This is a genomic window from Aggregicoccus sp. 17bor-14, assembly GCF_009659535.1.
GTDB lineage: Bacteria > Myxococcota > Myxococcia > Myxococcales > Myxococcaceae > Aggregicoccus.
This window is the reverse complement of sequence record NZ_VJZZ01000013.1, coordinates 133,015-154,902: the sequence shown is the minus strand read 5'-3', so window position 1 is coordinate 154,902 and position 21,888 is coordinate 133,015. Positions and strand designations below refer to the sequence as shown.

Sequence of the window (21,888 nt, the reverse complement as noted above, 5' to 3'; positions counted from 1 at the left end):
ACCTTTCCGAAGGACCGCCTCTCCTATGATGACCCCCTCCCTCCTGCTCGGCGCGCTGCTCTCCCAGGCGCCCGTCGCCCCTCGAGCCCCGGCCGCGCAGCAGCAGCCCCCCGCGGCGGCGCAGGCCCCGGCCGCCCAGGGCCCCGCGAGCGAGCAGCCCACGACCCGCGCGACCATTCCCCCCGCGGCCCTGCCGGTGCTCTCCTTCGAGACCGCGCTGATGCAGGCCGAGCGGCAGAACCCGGACCTGGAGGCGGCGCGCGCGCGCCTGCGCCAGGCGCAGACGCTGGGCGCGCAGGCCTGGAGCGGCTACCTGCCGCAGGTGCAGGCCCAGGGAGGCCTCACCCACAACTCCACCGAGGCCACGCTCACCCAGCCCACGCGCTACGTCGTGCGCGACACGGGCGCCCCCACCAGCGCGCCCAACGACCCGAACCAGCCGGTGGGCCCGAACAACCCCGCGGGCACGCCCACCAACTTCGAGGCCGTGGGCTCGGACTTCCTCAGCATCCCCATCCAGAAGCGCAACCAGCTCGCCGGGCAGCTCACTGCGAGCCAGGGCATCTTCGTGCCCGAGCTCTTCCCCGCCATCAAGAACGCCTACCTCGCGGAGAAGGTGAGCGAGCTCACCGTGGAGAACGTGCGGCGCGAGCTGCTCTTCGGCGTGGCGCGCGCGTACCTGGGCGCGGCCTCCCTGCGCGAGAGCATCGCGGTGCAGGAGCAGTTGCTCGAGGTGCGCCGCGGCTTCGAGAAGGACGCGCAGGCGCGCTTCAGCGTGGGCGACGTGGCGAAGATCGCCGTGCTGCGCGCGAGCCTGGACCGCACCCGCGCCGAGCAGGACCTGGTGCGCAGCCGCAACTCCTACGAGGCCGCGAAGAGCAGCCTCGCGGCGCTGCTGGGCCGCCCGGTGGACTTCGACGTGGCGCCCCCCTCGGGCGAGGGTGTGCCCGTGCCCGAGCAGGCGAAGGACGCCGCGCAGGCGGAGAAGACCGCGCTGGACCAGCGGCCGGACCTCGCGGCCGCGCGCACCGGCGTGCAGCTCGCGTACGGGCAGCGCCAGCGCGTCACCGCGCGCTACCTGCCCAGCGTGGTGGCCACCGGCGCCTTCCTCGCGAGCAACTCGGCGGGCTTCACCGGCGCGAGCACCAGCTGGAACATCGGCCTGGGCGTGCAGTGGAAGATCTTCGACGGCGGCCTGCGCGAGGCCCAGCTGCGCGAGGCCAACGGCCGCATCGCCGAGGCCAAGGCCACCCAGCGCGCGAACGAGGAGCGGGTGCGCGACGAGGTGCGCCGCGCGCGGCTCGACCTCGAGAGCGCCGAGGCGAACCAGGTGAAGGCGGACGAGCAGGTGAAGCTCGCGCGCGAGAGCGCCCAGCTGGTGAAGAACAACTTCGAGGCGGGCGTGGCCACCTACCTCGAGGTGACGGACGCGAACACCAGCCTCTCCGGCGCGGAGCTCACCGCGGTGAACGAGGCGCTCAACGTGCGCCTCGCCCGCCTCGCGCTGGCGCGCGCCGTGGGGCTCTTCGACCCCACGCAGGGTGACACCGCCGCCCGCTAGCGGTGTTTCTGGAGCAACCCCGAATTCGGCTGCACATCGGAGCCCGCGTCATGCGCCCACTCGCCGCACTGAAGCTCCTGGCCGTCCTGCTGCTCGCTCCGGCCGGGTCTGCCCTCGCAGGCCCGCTGCAGACCCACTTCGACCCGGCCGACACCTGGAGCGAGAACTTCACCTTCCAGGTGGACCTCTCGGACGGCGGCTACCTGTGGGCGCAGATGGCCTTCACCAACATCGGGCCGGGCAGCGGCACGGGGGTGTGCCGGGTGGTGGTGCGCCGCCCGGGCCGCGAGGCCTTCACGGCGCAGACGCGCGTGAGCCGCAAGGGCTGGGCCTACGCGCCGGACGACGGCAAGGGCGTGGACCGGCTGGTGATGGACGACGGCGCCTGCGAGGCGTACGGCGGCGAGAACCCCGGCCTGCGCGTGGCGCTGGACGGCCAGAAGGTGGAGCTGCGCTTCGCGCATGCCTTCGTGCCGGTGGTGCCGCCGGGCGGCGAGGTGACGGTGCCCAGCGGGCGCACCTACCGCTCGGAGATCCTCCAGCCCTTCGGTGACGTGGACGTGCTGCTGGAGGGCCCCAAGGTGGCCAAGGCCCCCGAGCAGCTGAAGGGCGGCGCCTACGTGGACCACAACCGCTCCACCGCGAAGCCCACCGAGCTCGCGAGCCGCTGGGTGCGCTTCCGCGCCCTGCGCGCGAGCCCGCACCTCATCATGCTCGCGCGCGAGACGCCCGAGGGCGCCCTGGGCCACGCCTACGTGTGGCGCGAGGGCGAGCAGCCCCAGGCGCTGGAGGGGATGAAGATCATCCGCCAGGGCGAGGGCACCGCCACCTCCTGGCGCGCGGACTTCACGGCGGCAGGGCAGGTGAGCAGCACCGGGCTCATCTCGCGCAGCGCGCCCGTGCAGGAGCTGGGCATCCTGGGCAGCATGCTCAAGCCGCTGCTCGGCTCTCCGGTGAGCTACACGCACCGCGCGCTGCTGCAGCGCGAGGGCGCGGCCGCACTGCCCGGCCTGCTCGAAGTGTCGGTCCAGGAGAACTGAGCCTCCGCATGCGCGCCGCCCGGCCCCTCGCGCTCGCGTGCGCGTGCAGCGGTGCGCTGTGTGGCGCCGGGGCGCGCGCAGGTGAGGTCGCGGCGGCGCAGGCCTCCGGGGCACCTTCTTCCGCGACGTCGGCGCCCTCCACTTCGGGTGCGCCCGCCCCCGCCGTGCCAGCGGCCGCCGAGGCCGGCGCGCGTGTTCCCGCAGTGCCAACGGCCGCTGGGCGTGGCGCTCCTTCGCTCGCAGTGCCAGTGCCTGCCGCTGCGACGATGCCCTCTGCGGCGCCCACCGCTGACCGCATCGCCCAGCGCGCCGTGGAGCTCACCGTCGCGCGCATCGAGGTCGCGGGCAACGCGCGCACGCGCACCTCGGTGATTCGCCAGGCGATGCGGGTGAGCGAGGGCGACGCGCTGGAGCCCGGCGCGCCGGCGGAGCTGGAGCGGCGGCTGCTCAACCTGCGCCTCTTCCGCTCGGCGCGCGTGGAGCTGCGGCCGGAGGGCGCGGGCGCGGTGCTGCACGTGCAGGTGGAGGAGCGCTGGACGCTGCTGCCCATCCCCTTCTACTCGCGCTCGGAGGGGCGCTGGGCGGTGGGCCTCTATGCGGTGGAGTCCAACCTTCTGGGGCTGCGCAAGCTGTTGGTGCTGGGCGGCTCCTACTCCAACCGCGGCGGCTCGCTCTTCGGCCTCTACCGCGACCCGGGCATCCGCGGCACCCGCTGGACCACGAGCCTCACCGCGCTCTACGCGGACACGGACCGCGAGCACGTGCCCGCGGACGTGACGCTGGACCGCTACACCGACCGGCGCCTGGATGCGGGCGGCCTCGTGGGCTACCAGCTCACGCCCGAGCTCAACGTGGCCGCGGGCGGCTTCGCGCTCGTCAACCGCACCGCGCAACTGCCGGACGGCGCGCCGCCTCCGGGGCGCAGCGAGGCCTACGGCCCGCAGCTCGCGCTGGACTGGGCGGGGCAGGACTACCGCGTCTACTTCAACGAGGGGCTCGCGGTGCGCGCGCGCCTGCGCGAGGCGCTCTCCGCGCTGGGCTCGATGCGCCCCTACCGCCAGCTGTCGCTCGCCGCGAGCTACACGCTGTCGGCCTTCCGCGACCACGCGCTCAGCTTCACCGGCGCCTTCGACGTCTCGCACGGAGACCCGGTGCTGGACGCGCTGCAGCTCGGTGGGCGCCCGGGCACGCGCGGCTTCGTGCAGGGCGGGCTGTGGGCCTCGGAGGCGGCGAGCCTGGCGAGCGAGTACCAGGTGCCGCTGTGGCGCCCGCGCTGGGGCACCCTCACCGCGCAGGCCTTCCTGGACGTGGGGGTGGCGCGCTGGCAGGGAACGTCCACCTCGTACGCGGCGCCGGGGTTGGGGATGCGCATCTACCTGCACAACGTGGCGGTGCCGGCGCTCGGCGTGGACGTGGCGCGTGCGCCGCTCACCGGCAAGCCCACCGTCAGCGTGGCCGCGGGGCTCTCGCTGTGAGGTCCCGCATGCGTCCCTCCCTGCACGCCCTCGCCTTCGCGCTGCTGCTGCTCGCCGGAGCGGCCGCGCACGCCGAGGTGAAGGTTGAGTTTGAAGCGCCGGTCAATCTCTTCCTCGACCGCTCACTCATCCTCTTCTCGCCCACGCCCATCCGCCGCTACGGCGACCCGCAGTCGCCCTCGCCGCTGCTCTTCGAGGCGCAGGTGGCGCCCAACCTCTTCTTCCCCCAGCTCTCCGCGGGCGACATCCGCAAGCCCTCGGGCGAGTGGGTGTTCACGGCCATCCTCACCCCGCACATCACGCTGCGGATGCTCAACGAGAAGTCGAGCCCGGTCATCCCGCCCTCGTTCATGCCCAAGGTGACCTTCCAGTTCCTGCGCCTGCGGCTGCTGGACCCCACGCCGGGTGGGCATCGGCGCGCCCTCGCGCTGGGGGCGCACGTCATCGTCGGCCACTACTCCAATGGGCAGGCGGGCTGCTTCTTCGCGAGCCAGGCGGGCACCGACCCGGACTGCACGCCCGAGGACGGCGAGCCGCCGCTCAACGAGACCGCCGGCGACTTCTCCACCAACTTCGTGCGCTGGGAGCTGCACGGGCGGCTCGCCTTCGACCTGGATGGCGCGTCGATGACGGGCTGGGTGGTGGGCGGCCACGCCGGCTTCGAGCGCAATCTCTCCATCGGGCCGGGCGGCATCACCGAGCAGATCCGCGGCGTGTACGGAGACAGCCACGCAGACGTCGCGCTGCTCGGCGAGCGGCTGTGGAGCGGGCACCGCCTCCACCTGGAGGCCACGCTCTCGCGCCCCTTCGGCGGCGTGGAGGGGCAGGGCCCCACGGTGCGCGTGGAGGCGCTCGCCGCCCCGCACTGGGCCGCGGGCTTCGGGCTCTACGCGCGCTACGTGGGCGGGCGCGACTACTACAACATCCTCTTCCTCGAGCCCGTGCACCTCTGGCAGTTCGGGCTCTCGTTCGAGCTGGGGCCCGGCGCGCGCCTGCGCGAGGCCGTCACCCAGCACGCCAGCAACCATCCCTGACGTTTGCTTCGAAAAGGAGACGCAGTTGAAGACCTATGTGCGCCACAGCGCGGGGCGGATGTTCGACAACCCGGTGCTCGAGTGGGGGAGCAAGATTCACCCCGCCACGCCATTCGTCGTCTACGGGCCGCTGGTGCTGGGGCTTCTGGCCTGGGGCTTCGTCCGCGGCCCCCTGCACGTGGCCTCCAGCGCCCTGCTGTTCGCCGTGGGGTACGTGGCCTGGCAGCTGATGGAGTACGGGCTGCACCGCGGCTTCTTCCACTGGGAGGGCAATGGGCCCTTCACCCGGCGGGTGCACGCCGTCATCCACGGCTACCACCACACCTACCCGGATGACGGCCAGCGCCTCGTCATGCCGCTGGGGGCGAGCGTGCCCCTGGCCCTCGTCATTGGCGGAGGGCTCTACCTCCTGCACGCCCCCCACCTGACGCTGCCCTTCTTCTGCGGCCTCGTCACGGGCTACATGGCCTACGACTTCATCCACTACCGCGTCCACCACGGGGGGCTGCCGGGCGCCTGGGGCAAGGAGCTGCGGGCGCGCCACATGGCGCACCACTTCAACACCCCGGACAAGAACTTCGGCATCAGCCACATGTACCTGGACGTCCTCTTCGGCACCCTGCGCCAGCGGCCCCAGCGCGACGCGACGCCGCTCGCCTGAAGCCAGGGCGTGCGGGCTGGAGGGCCCGACCGGGGACCGAGGGGCTGCGCATGCGCGCTGCGTCGACGCATCTTCAGGCGCTCGGACGCATCGAAAGGACATGGCTCCCATGAACCCCATCACCCCGCCCCTGAAGCCCGGCCAGAAGCATGTCATCGTGGTCGGCGCGGGCTTCGCAGGCCTCTCGGCTGCCAAGCAGCTGTGCAAGCACCCGGGGCTGCACGTGACCGTGGTGGACCAGCGCAACCACCACCTCTTCCAGCCGCTGCTCTACCAGGTGGCCACGGCGGGGCTGAACCCGTCGGACATCGCGGTGCCCATCCGCTCGCAGTTCGCGGGGGCGACGAACGTGTCGGTGCATCTGGGACGGGTGACCGAGGTGAACCTGCGCGAGAAGTGGGTGGGCGGTGAGGGCGACGTGCGCCTGCGCTACGACTACCTGGTGCTCGCGGGCGGCGCGCAGCACAGCTACTTCGGCAAGCCGCAGTGGGAGGAGTTCGCGCCCGGGCTCAAGACGCTGGAGCAGGCCACGGAGATCCGCCGCCGCATCCTGCGCGCCTTCGAGGAGGCGGAGAACGAGCTGGACCCCCAGCGCCAGCGCGCGCTGCTCAACTTCGTGGTGGTGGGCGCGGGGCCCACGGGCGTGGAGATGGCCGGCGCCATCGCGGACATCAGCCGCACGGTGCTGGTGAAGGACTTCCGGCGCATCAACCCGCGCGATGCGCGCGTGGTGCTGCTCGAGGCCGGGCCGCGGCTGCTGCCCTCCTTCAGTGAGAAGCTGGGCACGCACGCGGGCAAGGACCTGCAGGCGCTGGGCGTGGAGGTGCGGCTCGGCGCGCGCGTGACGGGTGTGGACGCGGAGGGCGTGAGCCTCGGCGAGGAGCGCATCGCCGCGCGCACCGTCATCTGGGCTGCGGGCGTGGAGGCCGAGCGCCTCACCCGCGTGCTGGGCGTGGAGCTGGATCGCGCGGGGCGCGTGAAGGTGGAGCCGGACCTGAGCCTGCCGGGCTTCCCGGACGCGTTCGCGGTGGGAGACCTCGCGCACGTGGAGATCAAGGGGCAGCTGGTACCCGGCGTGGCGCCGGCGGCCATCCAGATGGGCGAGGCGGCGGCGCGCAACGTGGTCGCGTCCATCTCGGGGCGCGCGCGTGCGCCCTTCCGCTACAAGGACAAGGGCGCCATGGCCACCATCGGCAAGCACCGCGCGATCGCCGAGACGGGCAAGCTCAAGCTCACCGGCTACCCCGCGTGGGTCGCGTGGCTCTTCGTCCACATCTTCTATCTGATCGGGTTCAAGAACCGCGCGACGGTGTTCACCGAGTGGACGTGGAACTACCTCTTCTCCCGGCGCGGCGCGCGCCTCATCACCGAGCGCGACTGGCGCCTGCGTCCGGCGCTGCCCGCGGCGCGCCCCACCGCGGCGCCGCGCATCGACACCGCGGGCGCACCGGCCACCGTGGGCCAGCAGCCCGGCGAGCGCGGCGTGGAGGGTGCGCGCGGCACGGACTCCCCGCGCGTGGGGCCGACCTGGAGCTGAGCGCGCGCGTCAGCGGGTGGAGGCAGCGGGGACCATCAGGCCGCGGTTGAGGTTGCTCTGGAGCGCGGCCACCAGCGCCTCCAGCTCGACGGGGCGCAGCTTGAGCTCGAGGTAGGTGAACGCGCCCGTGCACTGGAGGGTGAGCGCGTGCTCGGCGCCGTGGACCACGAGCCCGGTCACGATGCGCGAGTGCACGAGCGCGCGCCGCTGAGCCGATGCCTCCTTCTGCGTGCGGAAGAGCGCGACGGGAGGCTGGGGCATGCCGATGAGCTGGCGCATCAGGAGCACGGCTGCGCGGTCGGTGATCCACACGTCGGCCACCATCCACCTCTTCCCCGCGCCGAGCGACGCGAGCGTGCCGACCGCGACGCGCACGTCTCGCTCGAGGAAGAGCGTGCGGTGCTGGGCGAGCTCCGCGCGCAGCCTCGCGTGGCGCCAGGCCATGAGGCCCCAGATGGCCGCACTGCCGACGAAGATGGTCACCAGCATCAGGACGATCATCGTTCCGGGGTCGCTCGGCATGACGAGATCCTAACCGGCGCTCGAAGGCGCACAGCCGCCGAGCTCAACTGAGCGAGCCGCCCGGTTCTTCGACCGTCGCTCGGGAATGAAGGCATGCCTCGAGGGTCGGCGGGTGCGGTCTGCGCGAGACGCTGCTCGCGAGGGGACGACGTCAGCAGCAGGTGCGGCGCTGCGGCGCCCCGTCCGCGCGCTCTGCCCAGGCCTGAAGAGGGGACGGGAGGGACAGAGGCGAGCTGCAGTGCCCTGCACGGCGCCACGCGCTGCCGGCACGCCACGCCTCCCAGTCGGCCCAGGCAGTGCCGAGCAGGCGAGGCGAGGTACGGACGCGACGACGCGCTGCACCCCGAGACGCCGCACTGGACGAAATGTTCCGTCCAGCCCCGGGAGGAAGCTTCATTCCGCCCCTCGCGCTCCCGGGAGAGCCCTGGACGGAAGCTTCATTCCACAGCGCGCCGGCGCTGGGCGGAGCGCCAAGTCGTGTAATTTGTTCAGGAAATCCCCCGACATTTCAGAACAGGCGCGCGCGACTTCGCGCCCGGGAGGGGGCATCTCCTGCGCCGGTCAGGCCTCCCCAAATGGCTCTGGTCTGCGTCACCCCCGAGCGCCTCGCAGGCCGATGCCCGGCCGCGCTCGGCCGCCCGACAGGCTCCGGTCCCGTCCCGGCTTCCCTCGAGAGCCTGTGACGTGCGGGGTAGGGCGCCTGTCCCTCAGGAGGTCTTGCGACGAGCTCCGTGCCCTGTCGACACGGCGCGACCGTGGTGCCGAGCGAGATAGCGTGCTCTCCCGCCATGTCCGACGACGCCCTGCGCCAGCGCCTCCTCGCGGAGGAGAGCTTCGAGAACGAGACCTTCCGCGACCTGGACCTCGAGGGCGCGGACCTGTCCGGCAAGGACTTCTACCGCTGCACCTTCGAGGGCTGCCGGTTGCAGGAGAGCCGTTGGAAGAACAGCCGACTCGAGGACTGCACCGTGCGCAGCTCGGACCTCACGCGCGCGTCGCTCTCGGGCACGGGCCTGCGCGGAGTGCGCTTCGAGGGCTGCAAGCTGATGGGCGTGGACTGGTCCGCCGCCGCGCCGCACCCGGAGCTCGCGTTCCAGGAGTGCAACCTGCGCTACGCCTCCTTCGTGGGGATGAGCCTGCGCCAGACCGCCTTCCTGCGCTGCAGCGCGCAGGAGGCGAACTTCCTCGACTCTGACCTGAGCGAGAGCGACTTCGCGGGCACGGATCTCAGCGCGGCCACCGTGCGCGGCTGCACCCTCGCGCACACCGACTTCAGCAGTGCGAGTGGCCTCCTGCTCGAGCCCACGCGCAACAAGGTGAAGGACACGCGCGTCGCGGTGGAGGCGGCAGTGCTGCTCGCGCACTCGCTGGGGCTCTCCGTCGCGGGCTACGCGCCCGAGCCGGCGAAGCGCGGTGGCAAGCGCGGACGTTGAGCGGGCGCGGCAGTCCCTCACCCCGGCCCTCTCCCAGGGGGAGAGGGGACATTGACGCAGCTTCGCTCGTGCAGTCCGTCCTCAGCCCTGCTTCCGGCCGCTCCGCGGACAACGGGCGCCAGCGCGCGCGGCGAGCACGCGCGGCATCGCCTCCTCGATCCAGTCCGCGAGCGCCTCCACGTGCGCAGCCACCTCGCGCCCCAGCGCCGTGAGGCTGTAGTCCACGTGCGGCGGGATGACCGGGTGCACCTCGCGCAGCACGAAGCCGTCCGCCTCCAGGGCCTGCAGCGTCTGCGCGAGCATCTTCTCGCTCACGCCGCCCACCCGGCGCCGCAGCTCGCTGAAGCGGTGTGTGCGCTCGAGCAGCGCCACGAGCACCAGCACGCCCCAGCGGCTGGTCACGTGCTCCAGCACCCCGCGGGACGGGCAGGCGGGGGCGTAGAGGTCCCCGCGCTCGCTCGCCCGCTTCGCCAGTGCCCGCTTCAGGGCGCCCCTGCTGTTGGTGTCCGCCATGCCAGTACCTTACCAGAAGGTAGGTACTTACCAAAAGTGAGTGACCTTGTTACCCCTGTGGCGTCGCTTCCACGCAGCACCCCGTCCACAGGAATCCCACCGCCATGATCGTCGTCACCGGAGCCACCGGCCAGCTCGGCCGTCTCGTCATCGAGCAGCTGCTGCAGAAGGTCCCCGCCGCGCAGGTCGTCGCCGCCGTGCGCAGCCCCGAGAAGGCACGCGCGCTCGCCGCGCAGGGCGTGCAGGTGCGCGAGGCCGACTACGACCGCCCCGGCACGCTCGAGGCCGCCTTCCGCGGCGCCGAGAAGCTGCTGCTCATCTCGTCGAACGAGATGGGCAAGCGCGTGCAGCAGCACCAGGCCGCCATCGACGCCGCGAAGCGGGCCGGGGTGAAGCTCGTCGTCTACACGAGCATCCTGAAGGCCGACACCTCGGGCATCTCGCTCGCCGCCGAGCACCTGGCGACGGAGAAGGCGCTGCGCGCCTCGGGGCTCCCCTTCGTGCTGCTGCGCAACAGCTGGTACTTCGAGAACTACACCGAGAACCTCGCGCCCGCGCTGCAGCACGGGGCGCTGCTGGGTGCGGCGAAGGAGGGCCGCATCGCCGCCGCCACCCGCGCGGACTACGCCGCGGCGGCCGTGGCGGTGCTCACCACGCCGGGCCACGAGGGCCAGGTGTACGAGCTCGCCGGGGACCAGGCCTTCACCCTGCGCGAGCTCGCGGAGGAGGTCTCGCGCCAGGCGAAGAAGCCCGTGGCCTACAACGACATGCCCGCGGAGCAGTACGCTGGCGTGCTGCAGAGCGTGGGGCTGCCCGCGCCCGTCGCGCAGATGCTCGCGAGCGCGGACCAGGGCATCGCGCGCGGCGAGCTGGACGACCGCAGCGGCACGCTGCGCCGGCTCATCGGCCGGCCCACCACGCCGCTCGCGAAGGCGGTGTCCGCGGCCCTTCCCTAGGCCCCTGGCGGAGGAGGAGGGGACAGGGGCAGATCCACGGTGAAGGTGCTGCCCTCGCCCGGGCGGCTCTCGGCGCGGATGCGGCCGCCGTGGTCCTCCACGATCTGCCGCGCGATGTAGAGCCCGAGCCCGAGGCCTCCGTAGTGGCTCTCGCTCACCGCGCGCTCGTAGCGCTCGAAGATGCGCGCGAGCTGCGCGGTCGCGATGCCGATGCCGCGGTCCTGCACCTGCAGCACCGCGCGCTCGCCCTCGGCGCGCACGGAGACCAGCACGGGCTCGCCGCCGCCGTAGGTGAGCGCGTTGGTGAGCAGGTTGCTCAGCACCTGCTCGATGCGCGGCCGGTCCACGAGCGCCACGGGTGAGGGCGCCTCCACGCGCACATCCAGCGCCGAGCCCGACTCGCGCGCCGCGGGCTGCAGCCTTGCGGCCACCTCCTGCGCGAGCTGCCCCAGGTCCACCGGCTCGCGCGCCCCCGGCTGCAGGCGGCCCGCCGCGATGCGGCTCGCATCGAGCAGGTCGTTGATGAGGTCCGCGAGCTTGCGCACCTGGCGCCGCATCACGTCCAGCTCCTGCGCGAGCCGCCCGTGCGAGAGCGCGCCCGTGGGCTCGGCCTCGGTCACCCGCGCGAGGCTCGCGAGCCGCAGGTGCAGCGGGGTGAGCGGCGTCTTCAGCTCGTGCGCGGCCACGGTGAGAAACTCGTCGCGCAGCCGCAGCGCGTGCTCGCGCTCCTGCGCCAGCTGCTGCATCTGCGCCGCGCGCGCCTCGAGCAGCGCGCGCTGGCGCTCGGCCTCCTCGCGCGCCGCCTCCGCGCGCTCGATGCCCTTCACCCGCTCGCGCAGCAGGTACAGGTCCGTGAACACGCGCACCTTGGCCAGCAGCACGTCCGGGTCGAAGGGCTTGAGCAGGTAGTCCACCGCGCCGTGCTCGTACGCGCGGTGCAGGAAGCTCTGGTCCTGCACGGTGCCGGTGAGGAAGAGGATGGGGGTGTGGCGGCTCTTCTCGCGGCCCTTGAGCAGGCGCGCCGTCTCGAAGCCGTCGATGCCGCCGCCCATGTGCACGTCCAGCAGCACGCAGGCGAACTCCTCGCGCAGCGCGGCGCGCAGGGCCTCCTCGCCCGTGCTCGCGCGCACCAGGCGCTGGCCGAGCGGCGCGAGCGCACCCTCCAGGGCCAGCAGGTTGCCCGGGTGGTCGTCGACGATGAGGATGCTGGCAACTGCGGACGGCCCTTCGGTCACCTTCGCGGTCTTCCTCTCGGCCCCCCGAGGTTGTGGACAGAACCGGGCGCCGCTCCCGCACACTCCCCCCGCCTGTCCCGGCGCCTCCGAGGCCGCTTGCCTGCCTGTACCGAAGGACGGGGGTGGGGCGGTTTCCTTGACCCGGCCCCGTCCGAGGCGAAGCTCCGGTGCGTCTCCTGGCCTTACGGGCAGGAGAGCGTACGAAGGACTGCCGTGACGGACTCCCCACTCCACACCCTCCGCGACCCTCGCGCCGACGCGCCCGGCGACGCGCCCGGCGACGTGCTCGTCGTCGACGACGAGCCGGCGAACCGCTCAGCCCTCGCCGAGGCGCTGCAGGCGCACGGCTACCGGGTGGCCTGCGCGGCGGACGGGCGCGAGGCGCTGCTCGCGCTCGCCTCCCTGCCGCGCCCCTGCACCGTGGTGCTGGACCTCTCGATGCCGGTGATGGACGGCCCCTCGCTCGTGCGCCTGCTGCAGCTGCAGGGGGCGCTGCAGGGGCTGCGGCTCGTGGTGCTCACCTCGGAGCCCCACGTCCCGGAGGACCTGCCCCTGAGCGCGGTGCTGCACAAGCCCCTGTCCCTGCCCGCGCTGCTGCAGCTGCTCGGCCCCGCGCCTCAGCCCGCCCCGCGCGCCTCGCGGTAGAGCCGCGCGCGCTCGAGCGCGATGGCGCACTGCTGCGCGAGCACCCGCAGGAAGGAGCGGTCCTGCGGCGAGAGCGTGCGCGCCTCCGTGAAGGAGAGCAGCAGCGAGCCCACCGGCTGGTCGTCCCCGTGCATGGGCAGCGCCGCCCACGCCGCGCTCGCCTGCGCGCCCGGCAGCGGCACGAAGCCGGGGTAGCGCTGGCGGAACTCCTCCATCGACTCGATCCACACCGGCTCGCCCAGGTGCAGCACGTCCACCACCGGGTTGGAGCGGTCCTCGGCGTCGAGCACCTGCACGCGCTCGGGCACGGCCCCGCCGTAGCCCACCTCGGCGAGCACCCGCAGGCGGCGCTCCCCGCGCTCGCGCAGGTAGGCGAGGCCGCGGCGCGCCCCCAGCCCCCGCACCGCCTCGCTGAGCACCACGCGCCCCACCTCCTCGGGGGTGAGCGCGCGCGAGAGCGCGCTGGTGGCCGCCTGCAGCCGCGCGGTGCGCTCCTGGTCGCGCAGGGACTCGGTGATGTCCTGCACCACCGTGCCCACCACGTGCACCCGGCCCTGCGCATCGCGCACCGGGTAGTGGCTCAGCCGCCAGGCGCGCCGCTGCGGGGCGGCGGGCAGGCTGGAGGCGAGCTCCCGCTCGTGCACGGGCTGGCCGGACTCGAAGACGAAGCGCATCACCGGCTCCACCAGGTCCGCGACCGCATCGCCCACCACCTCGCGCACCGTGCGCCCCACGGTGTGCTCGGGCGGCACGCCGTTCATCGCGGCGAGCACCCGGTTGATGCGCACGTAGCGCAGGTCGCGGTCCACGAAGGCGAGCCCCACCGGCGCCGAGTCCAGCAGGCCCTCCAGCAGCGCGAGCGCCTCGATGCGCTGGCGCTCCGCCTCCTTGCGCTCGGTGATGTCGCGGTTGCTCAACAGCAGGGTGCGCCCGCCCGCGCCGTCCGCACTCAGCGCCCAGTGGCTGTGCACCGTCACCCGCGCGCCCGAGCGCGTGGTGTGCACCACGTCCCCCGTCCACTGCCCCTGCCGCAGCGTCTGCGCCCAGGCCTCCTCCATCGGCATGGGCAGCTCGGTGCGCAGCAGCACCTGCACCTTCTGGCCGAGCGCCTCCTGCGCGCTGTAGCCGTAGAGCGCCCGGGCCCCCTCGCTCCAGAAGAGGATGCGGCCCTCCATGTCCACCAGCACCACGGCCTCGTGCGCGAAGGCGAGCGTGCGCGCCTGGCTCTCTGGGTCCGCAGGCGCGGGCGCGGGCCCGGGCTGCTCTTGCCGCTTCACGTGGTGTGTGCCCCTGGGGCCGCTGCGCGCCATCGGCCCGCGCCCGACCCAGCGCACATCCTCCCCGCAACTGCGGGCAGATGGGAAGCCCCGCAGCACCCACACCGGGAGTGTCCTCCAGTGTCCATCGCCGGCCGGGGCGGCGCTGGACACCGGAGGCTCCGGGAGGGCAAAGACGGGGCCCCCGCCATGCCCTGCCCCCAGCCGTTGCAGCCCGAGGACCTCGCCTGCGCGCTGGTGGAGCACTCGCCGGACGGCCTCTTCACGGCGGACGCCGAGGGGCGCCTCACGGACGCGAACCCCGCGGGCTGCCTGCTGCTGGGCGCCGTGCGCAGCGAGCTGTGCGGCCGCCCGGTCGCGCAGCTGCTCGTGCCCGAGGAGCGCGCGCGCTTCGAGCAGCTGCGCACCCGCGCGCGCGCCGGGCCCGAGGTGCGCGAGACGGGGGAGTGGACGCTGGTGCGCGCGGACGGCAAGCGGCTGCCGGTGGAGCTCACCGCCTGCGCGCTGAGGGACGGACGCTGGCTGGGCTTCGTGCGGGACGTGAGCGCGCGCCGCCACACGGAGGAGGCGCTGCGCCGGCGCGACGAGCGCTCGCGCTTCCTCGCGGAGGCCGGAGAGCGGCTGCTCGCCTCGCTCGACGTGGACGAGACGCTGCGCACGCTCGCGCAGCTGGTGCAGGAGCACGTGGCGGAGTGCTGCGTGGTGGACCTGCTCGAGGAGGACGGCTCGCTGCGCCAGGCGGTGGTCGTGCACCGCGACCCCGCGCGCGCGGACATCCTGCGCACGCTGCAGGAGCGCTGGGGGCTCGCGCGCGCAGGGCACGAGCGGCTGCGCGCGATGGAGGAGCGGCGCACGCTGGTGCTGCGGCCCACGCGCGAGGCGCTGCAGCGGCTCGCGCAGAGCGAGGAGCACCTGCGGCTGCTCGAGGCGCTGGGGGTGACGAAGCTCGCGCTGGTGCCGCTGGTGGCGCGGGGCCGCGCCCTGGGCGCGCTCAGCGTGAGCTCGAGCGAGTCCGGCTTCGTCTTCGAGCCGCACGACCTGCAGCTGCTCGAGGCGCTCGCGGCGCGCGCGGGGGTGGCCATCGACAACGCGCGCCTCTACGCCGAGAGCCAGGCGGCGATCGGCGCGCGCGACGCGTTCCTCTCCATCGCGAGCCACGAGCTGAACACGCCCCTCACCAGCCTCAAGCTGCAGGTGCAGAGCCTGGAGCGGCGGCTCGCGGAGCTGCCCCCGCACACGCCCGGGCTCGAGCAGGTGGGGGTGAAGTTCCAGGTGGTGGGCCGGCAGCTGCGGCGGCTCGCGAGCCTGGTGAGCGAGCTGCTGGACCTCTCGCGCATCAGCGCCGGGCGCCTGCGCCTGGAGCCGGAAGCCCTGGACCTCGCCGAGCTGGTGCGCGAGGTGCTCGCGCGCGCGGGCGAGGACCTCGCGCGCGCAGGCTGCACGCTGCGGGTCGCGCTGCCCGAGGGCCTCGTGGGCGCGCTGGACCGGCTGCGCGTGGACCAGGTGGTGACGAACCTGGTCTCCAACGCGATGAAGTACGGCGCGGGGACGCCCCTGCAGGTGACGCTCGAGGCCTGTCGCCTCCCCGGAGGCGGTGCGGCCGCGCGCCTGTGCGTGCAGGACGGCGGCATCGGCATCGCGCCCGAGCAGCAGGCGCGCCTCTTCCGCCGCTTCGAGCGGCTGCAGAGCGAGCGGCACTACAGCGGCTTCGGGCTGGGCCTGTGGATCGTGAAGCAGGTGGTGGACGCGATGGGCGGCGACATCCGCGTGCACAGCGCGCCGGGCGAGGGCGCGCGCTTCGAGGTGCTGCTGCCGCTCTAGGCGTGCGGGTCGATACGCCAGGCTGGCGCGCGGGCCCGGGGCGTGCACAGGCTGGTGGAGACCCACCCCGCCCCCTCCCGGAGACCGCTCCCGCCATGACGCCCTCCCGCCTCGCCGCCCTGCTGCTGCTGCTCCCCGCCGCCGCCTGCCAGAAGCCCTCGCCCGCACCCGAGGCGCGCGAGGCGCACGCGGGCAGTGAAGGGGACGCGGTGCACACGGGCGCCTCGGCCGCGTCCACCCCGGCCGCTGCGCCCCTGCCGGACGGCGCGGTGCGCGTGGAGGTGGGCGCCGAGGGCTACTCGCCCGCGCGGATTCCGGTGAAGGCCGGACAGAGCGTGAAGCTCGCCTTCCACCGCAAGGACGCGGAGAACTGCGGGGACAAGGTGGTGTTCCCCGCGCTGAAGCTCGAGCGCGACCTGCCGGTGGGACAGACGGTGCTGGTGGAGGTGCTCGCCCCGAAGTCCGGCGAGCTCGCCTTCACCTGCGGCATGGAGATGTTCAAGGGCGCGCTCGTGGTGCAGTGAGGGGCATCCCGAGAGCGCGCCCCCGGAGCGCGCCTAGCGGCGGCGCGCGCTCGCCGCGGGGCTGCCGCCCGGAGCCACGGCGCGGGCGCCGCCCTCGGCGCTGCTGCTGCCGCGCCGGTGGCCGCGCGCGAGGAACACCACCCCGTACACCACGAGGAAGGCGCAGAAGTACTGCGCGGGGGTGAGCCCGAGGTAGCGCGCGTCCACGTAGCTCAGGTCGCGCGCGCGCAGCGAGTCGAAGAAGAAGCGGGCGGGCGCGTAGAGCAGCGCGGTGAGCGGCAGCAGGCGGCCGGTCAGCTTGTGCGAGCGCCACAGGTACGTCATCAGCAGTGCGATGCCGAACAGCCACAGCGCGTCGTAGAGGCCGAGGTCGTGGCGCGGGCCGCCGGGGAAGTTCACCGCGAGGAAGAAGTCCGTGGGCACGCCCGGGTGGTCGTGCACCGCGAAGCAGCCCAGGCGCGCCACCGCCCAGCCCCAGGGCACCGCGAGCCCGAAGGTGTCCGCGTAGTCGCCGAAGCGCAGCTTGCGCGCGCGGAAGAAGAGGGCCGCGGCGAGCAGCGCGCCCAGCAGGCCTCCAAACGACGACAGCCCCTCCCACACCTTGAAGACCTGGAAGGGGCTCTTGGAGAGCTCCTCCGGGTGGTAGAGGAACAGGTGCACGAGGTGCCCCACCACCACGCCCGCGCCCACGCCCCACGGCGCGTAGTCGAGGAACACGTCCTGGCTCAGCCCGTCGCGCTGCGCGGCGCGGCCGCCGATGCGCGAGGCGAGCAGGATGCCGGCGGCGACGAAGAGCCCGAACACCTCGAGGGTGAAGGGCCCGAGGTGCAGCACGGGGGGCTTGAAGTACGGAATCACGGGGTGGGCCTCCTGCGGGTGAGGCCTCCACGCCTATCCCACCTGCGCCGGAAAGTCGCGCCCCGGGCGAGCAGCCGCACCAGGCGCCCGCGCGCGCGCCTCCATCGTGTCCGGGGGGACCCGGGGCCCCGGGGAGGGGGTGCTGGCGTCCGGGGCGGCAGGTCTGGGAAGCTTGCCGGGCCGCGATCAGGGGGTGGCCTCGCTGTGGAGCAGCTGATGCAGATGCGCGAGGCGCCCGGGGCCCCTGCACCGGCCGCGCGCGTGCTGCGGGTGGGTGCGCCCCCCACGCCGGCGCAGCGCAGGGCGGTGCCGGGGCTGCGCATCGACGAGGTCCCCGGCGTGGACGCGGCGCTCGCCGCGCTGCAGGCCGCGCACGCAGCGGGAGAGGGCTACGCGCTCGCGCTCCTCTCCCTGCAGGCGGACCCTCCGGCGAACGCGGCCACCTGCGCGCTGGCGCTCGCGCGCAGGCTGCGGGAGTGCCCCGCGGGGGCCTCGCTCGCGCTGGTGTTCCTCGCGGCGCCCGGCGGGTGCGACCCCGCGCGCGTGCAGGCCGCCTACGCCCTGGGCGCGCTGGACGTGGTGCCCGCGGAGCTGGCGCCCGAGCTGCTGGGCGCGAAGCTGCTCGCGCTCGTCTCGCTCGCCGTGCGCGCGGCTGGGCCGGCGGCGCAGGCCGAGCCCGCGCCGGCCGCGGGGCTCTCCGTGGTGCCGGAGGCGCCCGCGGAGCTGGTGCGCAGCGAGGCGCGCTTCCGCTCGCTCGCGCTGGCCACCAGCCACATCGTGTGGACCACGGACTCGGCGGGCCGCGTGCAGGAGGACTCGCCCTCGTGGCGCGCCTTCACCGGGCAGCCGCGCGAGGAGTTCCTCGGCCGCGGCGCGCGCTACCTCGAGGCCATCCATCCCGAGGACCGCGAGCGCACCCGCAACGCCTGGACGCGCGCCGTGCGGGATGCCGAAGAGGGCGCGGGCCTCTTCGAGGTGCAGCACCGGGTGCGCCGCTGCGACGGGGTGTACCGCGACATGCTCGCGCGCGCGGCGCCCGTGCGCGACGCGAGCGGCCGCGTGTGCGAGTGGGTGGGCACCAACATCGACCTCGGCGAGGGCAAGCGCAGCGAGCGCCACCTGGCCTTCCTCGCCGCCGCGAGCACCCTGCTCGCCGATGCGCGCGAGGACGCGGAGGCCACGCTGCAGCGGGTCGCGCACCTGGCCACCCGCAGCCTCGCGGACGCGTGCCTCGTGGACCTCCTGGAGGAGGACGGGAGCCTTCGCCGCGTGGCCGTGGCGCACGCGGACCACGCGCGCGAGCAGGCGCTGCAGGCGCCGGGGGCGCTGCTGCCGGGCCCCGGGGAGGACAGCCCGCTGTGGCGCACGGTGGCCAGCGGGCGCGCGCACCTGTACGCGCTGTTCGGTGCGCAGCCGGACGAGCCTTCGGACACGCACCTCGCGCAGCTCGCGGCGCTGGGGCCCTACGGCGTGCTGGTGGCGCCGCTGCAGCTGCGCGGCCGGGTGCTCGGCGTGCTCACGCTCGCGGCGGATGCGCCGGGCCGGCTCGAGCCGGACGACGTGCGCTTCGCCGAGGAGTTCGGCCACCGCGCCGCCGTGGCGCTGGAGAGCGCGCGCCTCTACCACGAGGCGAAGAAGGCGGTGGCGCTGCGCGACGAGTTCCTCAGCGTGGCGAGCCACGAGCTGAAGACGCCCCTCACCAGCCTGCTCCTGCGCCTGGACAGCCTCGCGCGCCAGGCGGTGCTCGAGCGCACGGGGCAGGTGCCGCTGCCCGCCGCGCAGCTCGACATGCTGCGGCGCCAGGTGCGCAAGCTCTCGGACCTGGTGGACGGGCTGCTGGACGTGACGCGCATCGGCGCGGGGCGCATCCAGCTGCGGCTCGAGCCGGTGGACCTGGGGGCACTCGCGCGCGAGGTGGCGGCGCGCTTCGAGCTGCAGGCGCAGCGCGCGGGCGGCCGGCTCGAGGTGGAGGTACCCGAGAGTGTCATCGGCCAGTGGGACCGGCTGCGGCTGGACCAGGTGGTGACGAACCTCGTCTCCAACGCGCTCAAGTACGGGGCGGGCAAGCCCGTGCGCCTCCGCGCCGTGTTGGAGCCCGACGGCGCGCACGCGCGGCTCGAGGTGCAGGACGCGGGCATCGGCATCGCCGAGGAGCACCGCGCGCGCATCTTCGGCCGCTTCGAACGCGCCGTCTCCGAGCGCCACTACGGCGGGCTCGGCCTGGGCCTCTTCATCACCCACCAGCTCGTCACCGCCCTGGGCGGCAGCGTGAGCGTGGCAAGCGCGCTGGGCGAGGGGAGCACCTTCAGCGTGCGCCTGCCGCTCGCGCGCGGGGCGTAGCGGCCGGCTACTGGCGCGCCATCACCTGGCGCGTCTGCAGCTCCTTGTCCTCGATGAGCTCGCCGCTCACGTCCACCGTCACCGACTCGAGCTTGCCGGTGAAGGGGAAGGGGCCCGCGTAGTCCTGGCACACGCTGCTGCCCGCGTCCCGGCCCACGGTGAGCCCCTCGCCGAGGCTGATGGTCACCGGCACGGTGGTGGGGAACTGGGCCTGGCCCACGAGCTTCCCGTCCACGTAGAGCTGCGCCCGGCCCGGGCTTCCGCGGCCCTTGCGCACGTCCGGCTTGCCGGTGGGCTCGAACTCGTAGCGCAGCGCGTGCTTGCCGCGCGGCAGGGTGGCGTCGCTGACCACCTGGAAGACCTCGGTGCCCACGTAGTTGTGCGCGTAGTGCAGCTTGCCGTCCTTCACGTAGAGGCTGTAGCCGCCGGAGCTCCCGCCGTGCGCGACGAGCACGCCCTCCTCGCCGTCCTGCAGCTCCACCTGCGCGGTGATGCTGTGCGGGCGGTTGAGCAGGTGGGCCGCCGCCTTCTCGTCGATGGGCGAGGTGCCCGGGTAGTAGGTGTAGCGCTGGCGGTCCTTCGTGAGCTGGGGCCGCTCCTCCATGAGGCGCAGCTGGCCGCGGCTGTCGAGGGGCAGCACGTGGTACTTGCCCGCCTCCGCGTACCACTGGGCGACGAGCTCCATCAGCTTGTCGCGGTGCTCGGCAGCCACGTCGCGCGTCTCGGTGAAGTCCTCGGCCACGTGGTACAGCTCCCAGCCCGTCGCATCCAGCTTGCGCAGCAGCTCCTCGGTGACGTTCATCACGCCGAAGTCCATGCCCGCCTCCTTGAAGGAGGGCCCGGGCACGGGGCACACCGCGCGCCAGCCATCGAGGTAGATGGCGCGGTGGCCGCCCATCTCGAAGTACTGCACGCGGTGCCGGCTCTCGGCCTGCGGCGACTCGAGGCAGTAGGCGAGGCTCTGGCCCTCGATGGGTGACTGCGCCACGCCGCGCAGGTGCGTGGGCGGCTCCACGCCCACGCACTCGAGCACCGTGGGCACCAGGTCGATGGCGTGGCAGTACTGGGTGCGCACCTCTCCGCGCGCCTGGATGCCCTTCGGCCAGTGCACGATGAAGGGGTCCGCGGTCCCGCCGCGGTAGGTCTCGCGCTTCCAGCGCTTGAAGGGCGTGTTGCCCGCGTGGGTCCAGCCCCACGGGTAGTGGTTGAAGTACTTTGGGCCGCCCAGCTCGTCGATGGCCTTCAGGTTCTCCTCGAGCGAGTCCGGGACGTTGTTGAAGAACTTGTTCTCGTTCACGCTGCCGGTGAGCCCGCCCTCGGCGCTCGCCCCGTTGTCCGAGATGAGCATGACGAGCGTGTTGTCCAGCTCGCCCGTGCGCTCGAGGAAGCCGAGCAGGCGTCCCAGGTGGTGGTCGGTGTGCTCGAGGAAGCCGGCGAACACCTCCATCATCCGGGCGAAGAGCCGCCGCTCGTCCGCGGAGAGGCTCTCCCAGTCCTGCACGTCCGGGTCGTGGCGCGAGAGCTGCGCGTCCTTGGGCACCAGCCCCAGCTCCTTCTGCCGGGCGAAGGTGCGCTCGCGGTACTTGTCCCAGCCGTCGTCGAAGATGCCCTTGTACTTGTCCGCCCACTCCTTGGGCACGTGGTGGGGCGCGTGCTGGGCGCCGGTGCAGAAGTACATGAAGAAGGGCTTGTCGGGCGCCACCTGCTTGCTGTCGGCGATGAAGCCGATGGCGCGGTCCACCAGGTCCTCGGTGAGGTGGTAGCCCTGCTCGGGCGTGCGCGGCGCCTCCACCCGGTGGTTGTCGTGCACGAGGTCCGGGTAGTACTGGTGCGTGTCGCCGCCGAGGAAGCCGTAGTAGCGCTCGAAGCCGCGCCCCAGCGGCCAGCGGTCGTAGGGGCCCGCCGCGGTGGTCTGCTCCGCGGGCGTGAGGTGCCACTTGCCCACCGCGAAGGTGTTGTAGCCCTGGGCCTGGAGGATCTCCGAGAGGAAGCCGTTCTCGAAGGGGATGATGCCGTTGTAGCCGGGGAAGCCCGTGGAGCCCTCCGTGATGGAGGCCATGTTGTTGGAGTGGTGGTTTCGCCCCGTGAGGATGCAGGAGCGGCTGGGGCTGCACAGCGCCGTGGTGTGCATGTTGTTGAAGCGCAGGCCGCCCGCCGCGAGCCGGTCGATGTTCGGCGTGCGGATGGGGCTGCCGTAGCAGCCCAGCTGCCCGAAGCCCGTGTCGTCCAGCACGATGAAGAGCACGTTGGGAGCGCCGGGCCGCGCGCGCACCGGCTGCGGCCACGCGGGCTCGGACTGGTCCACGGTGCGGCCGATGACGCCGGGGAAGGTGGTGCCGGGGCGGTATTCCTTGAGTGCCATGCGCGCTCTCCAGAGGGTGAGAGGACGAAGGTAGCCAGGCACTTCGGGCGCCGAATCAGGACAAGTCCCGACCCGAGGTCAGCGCGCGCGAGGC

At 73.6% G+C, this 21,888-nt stretch carries 18 protein-coding genes; 12 read left to right on the top strand and 6 right to left on the bottom strand.

The genetic code is table 11. The features are described 5' to 3' along the window. Positions 1 to 25: 25 nt before the first annotated feature. The 6 genes from FGE12_RS23160 to FGE12_RS23135 all read left to right on the top strand — a co-directional run bounded on the left by FGE12_RS23160 (position 26) and on the right by FGE12_RS23135 (position 7,308). Positions 26 to 1,561, top strand: coding sequence for a TolC family protein (locus FGE12_RS23160; RefSeq protein WP_153868748.1), 1,536 nt, complete (start codon positions 26 to 28; stop codon positions 1,559 to 1,561). Positions 1,562 to 1,611: 50 nt separating this feature from the next. Then, positions 1,612 to 2,601, top strand: coding sequence for a hypothetical protein (locus tag FGE12_RS23155; RefSeq protein WP_153868747.1), 990 nt, complete (start codon positions 1,612 to 1,614; stop codon positions 2,599 to 2,601). 266 nt (positions 2,602 to 2,867) lie between these two features. Next, positions 2,868 to 4,076 carry a POTRA domain-containing protein gene (locus FGE12_RS23150; protein WP_153868746.1) on the top strand — a complete coding sequence of 403 codons (1,209 nt, stop codon included), beginning with the start codon at positions 2,868 to 2,870 and terminating at the stop codon, positions 4,074 to 4,076. 8 nt (positions 4,077 to 4,084) lie between these two features. Continuing rightward, entirely contained in the window at positions 4,085 to 5,110 is a 1,026-nt protein-coding gene (locus FGE12_RS23145) for a hypothetical protein (protein WP_153868745.1), read from the top strand. 25 nt (positions 5,111 to 5,135) lie between these two features. Next, positions 5,136 to 5,771: a sterol desaturase family protein gene (locus FGE12_RS23140; RefSeq protein ID WP_228531015.1), complete on the top strand. Its 636-nt coding sequence runs from the start codon at positions 5,136 to 5,138 to the stop codon at positions 5,769 to 5,771. Between the two features lie 109 nt (positions 5,772 to 5,880). After that, positions 5,881 to 7,308, top strand: a complete 1,428-nt coding sequence (locus FGE12_RS23135) for an NAD(P)/FAD-dependent oxidoreductase (RefSeq protein ID WP_153868744.1) — start codon at positions 5,881 to 5,883, stop codon at positions 7,306 to 7,308. Between the two features lie 9 nt (positions 7,309 to 7,317). Here the strand turns inward: FGE12_RS23135 and FGE12_RS23130 are convergent, their stop codons facing one another. Further along, complete coding sequence (locus FGE12_RS23130) at positions 7,318 to 7,830, bottom strand: hypothetical protein (RefSeq protein WP_153868743.1); 513 nt, start codon at positions 7,828 to 7,830, stop codon at positions 7,318 to 7,320. 788 nt (positions 7,831 to 8,618) lie between these two features. On the opposite strand from FGE12_RS23130, the gene FGE12_RS23125 reads away from it, so the two are divergent. Beyond that, positions 8,619 to 9,263: a pentapeptide repeat-containing protein gene (locus FGE12_RS23125; RefSeq protein ID WP_153868742.1), complete on the top strand. Its 645-nt coding sequence runs from the start codon at positions 8,619 to 8,621 to the stop codon at positions 9,261 to 9,263. Positions 9,264 to 9,344: 81 nt separating this feature from the next. Here the strand turns inward: FGE12_RS23125 and FGE12_RS23120 are convergent, their stop codons facing one another. Beyond that, positions 9,345 to 9,776, bottom strand: coding sequence for a helix-turn-helix domain-containing protein (locus FGE12_RS23120; protein ID WP_153868741.1), 432 nt, complete (start codon positions 9,774 to 9,776; stop codon positions 9,345 to 9,347). Positions 9,777 to 9,880: 104 nt separating this feature from the next. Here FGE12_RS23120 and FGE12_RS23115 point away from each other — a divergent pair, with 104 nt between their 5' ends. After that, positions 9,881 to 10,732 (top strand): SDR family oxidoreductase, encoded by an 852-nt coding sequence (locus FGE12_RS23115; RefSeq protein WP_153868740.1) that lies wholly within the window; start codon positions 9,881 to 9,883, stop codon positions 10,730 to 10,732. Here FGE12_RS23115 and FGE12_RS23110 read toward each other — a convergent pair. Then, complete coding sequence (locus tag FGE12_RS23110; protein WP_194798184.1) at positions 10,729 to 11,967, bottom strand: hybrid sensor histidine kinase/response regulator; 1,239 nt, start codon at positions 11,965 to 11,967, stop codon at positions 10,729 to 10,731. The two genes, FGE12_RS23115 and FGE12_RS23110, sit on opposite strands and share 4 nt — an antisense overlap. A gap of 213 nt (positions 11,968 to 12,180) precedes the next feature. Between FGE12_RS23110 and FGE12_RS30095 the strand changes: the two genes are divergently transcribed. Then, complete coding sequence (locus FGE12_RS30095; protein WP_194798183.1) at positions 12,181 to 12,612, top strand: response regulator; 432 nt, start codon at positions 12,181 to 12,183, stop codon at positions 12,610 to 12,612. Here FGE12_RS30095 and FGE12_RS23100 read toward each other — a convergent pair. Further along, positions 12,585 to 13,889 carry a PAS domain-containing protein gene (locus FGE12_RS23100; RefSeq protein WP_194798182.1) on the bottom strand — a complete coding sequence of 435 codons (1,305 nt, stop codon included), beginning with the start codon at positions 13,887 to 13,889 and terminating at the stop codon, positions 12,585 to 12,587. The genes FGE12_RS30095 and FGE12_RS23100 overlap by 28 nt on opposite strands. Before the next feature lie 189 nt (positions 13,890 to 14,078). On the opposite strand from FGE12_RS23100, the gene FGE12_RS23095 reads away from it, so the two are divergent. Further along, positions 14,079 to 15,710 carry a PAS domain-containing sensor histidine kinase gene (locus tag FGE12_RS23095; protein ID WP_153868737.1) on the top strand — a complete coding sequence of 544 codons (1,632 nt, stop codon included), beginning with the start codon at positions 14,079 to 14,081 and terminating at the stop codon, positions 15,708 to 15,710. A gap of 95 nt (positions 15,711 to 15,805) precedes the next feature. Next, positions 15,806 to 16,234, top strand: a complete 429-nt coding sequence (locus tag FGE12_RS23090) for a cupredoxin domain-containing protein (protein ID WP_153868736.1) — start codon at positions 15,806 to 15,808, stop codon at positions 16,232 to 16,234. Between the two features lie 33 nt (positions 16,235 to 16,267). Here the strand turns inward: FGE12_RS23090 and FGE12_RS23085 are convergent, their stop codons facing one another. Beyond that, positions 16,268 to 17,092, bottom strand: a complete 825-nt coding sequence (locus FGE12_RS23085; RefSeq protein ID WP_194798181.1) for a prolipoprotein diacylglyceryl transferase family protein — start codon at positions 17,090 to 17,092, stop codon at positions 16,268 to 16,270. A 216-nt stretch (positions 17,093 to 17,308) separates the two neighbouring features. Between FGE12_RS23085 and FGE12_RS23080 the strand changes: the two genes are divergently transcribed. Beyond that, the gene (locus tag FGE12_RS23080; protein ID WP_153868735.1) at positions 17,309 to 19,432 is read left to right on the top strand and encodes a PAS domain-containing sensor histidine kinase; all 2,124 of its coding nucleotides are present in this window, start codon (positions 17,309 to 17,311) and stop codon (positions 19,430 to 19,432) included. A 7-nt stretch (positions 19,433 to 19,439) separates the two neighbouring features. Here the strand turns inward: FGE12_RS23080 and FGE12_RS23075 are convergent, their stop codons facing one another. After that, the gene (locus tag FGE12_RS23075) at positions 19,440 to 21,794 is read right to left on the bottom strand and encodes an arylsulfatase (RefSeq protein WP_153868734.1); all 2,355 of its coding nucleotides are present in this window, start codon (positions 21,792 to 21,794) and stop codon (positions 19,440 to 19,442) included. Positions 21,795 to 21,888 lie beyond the last annotated feature (94 nt).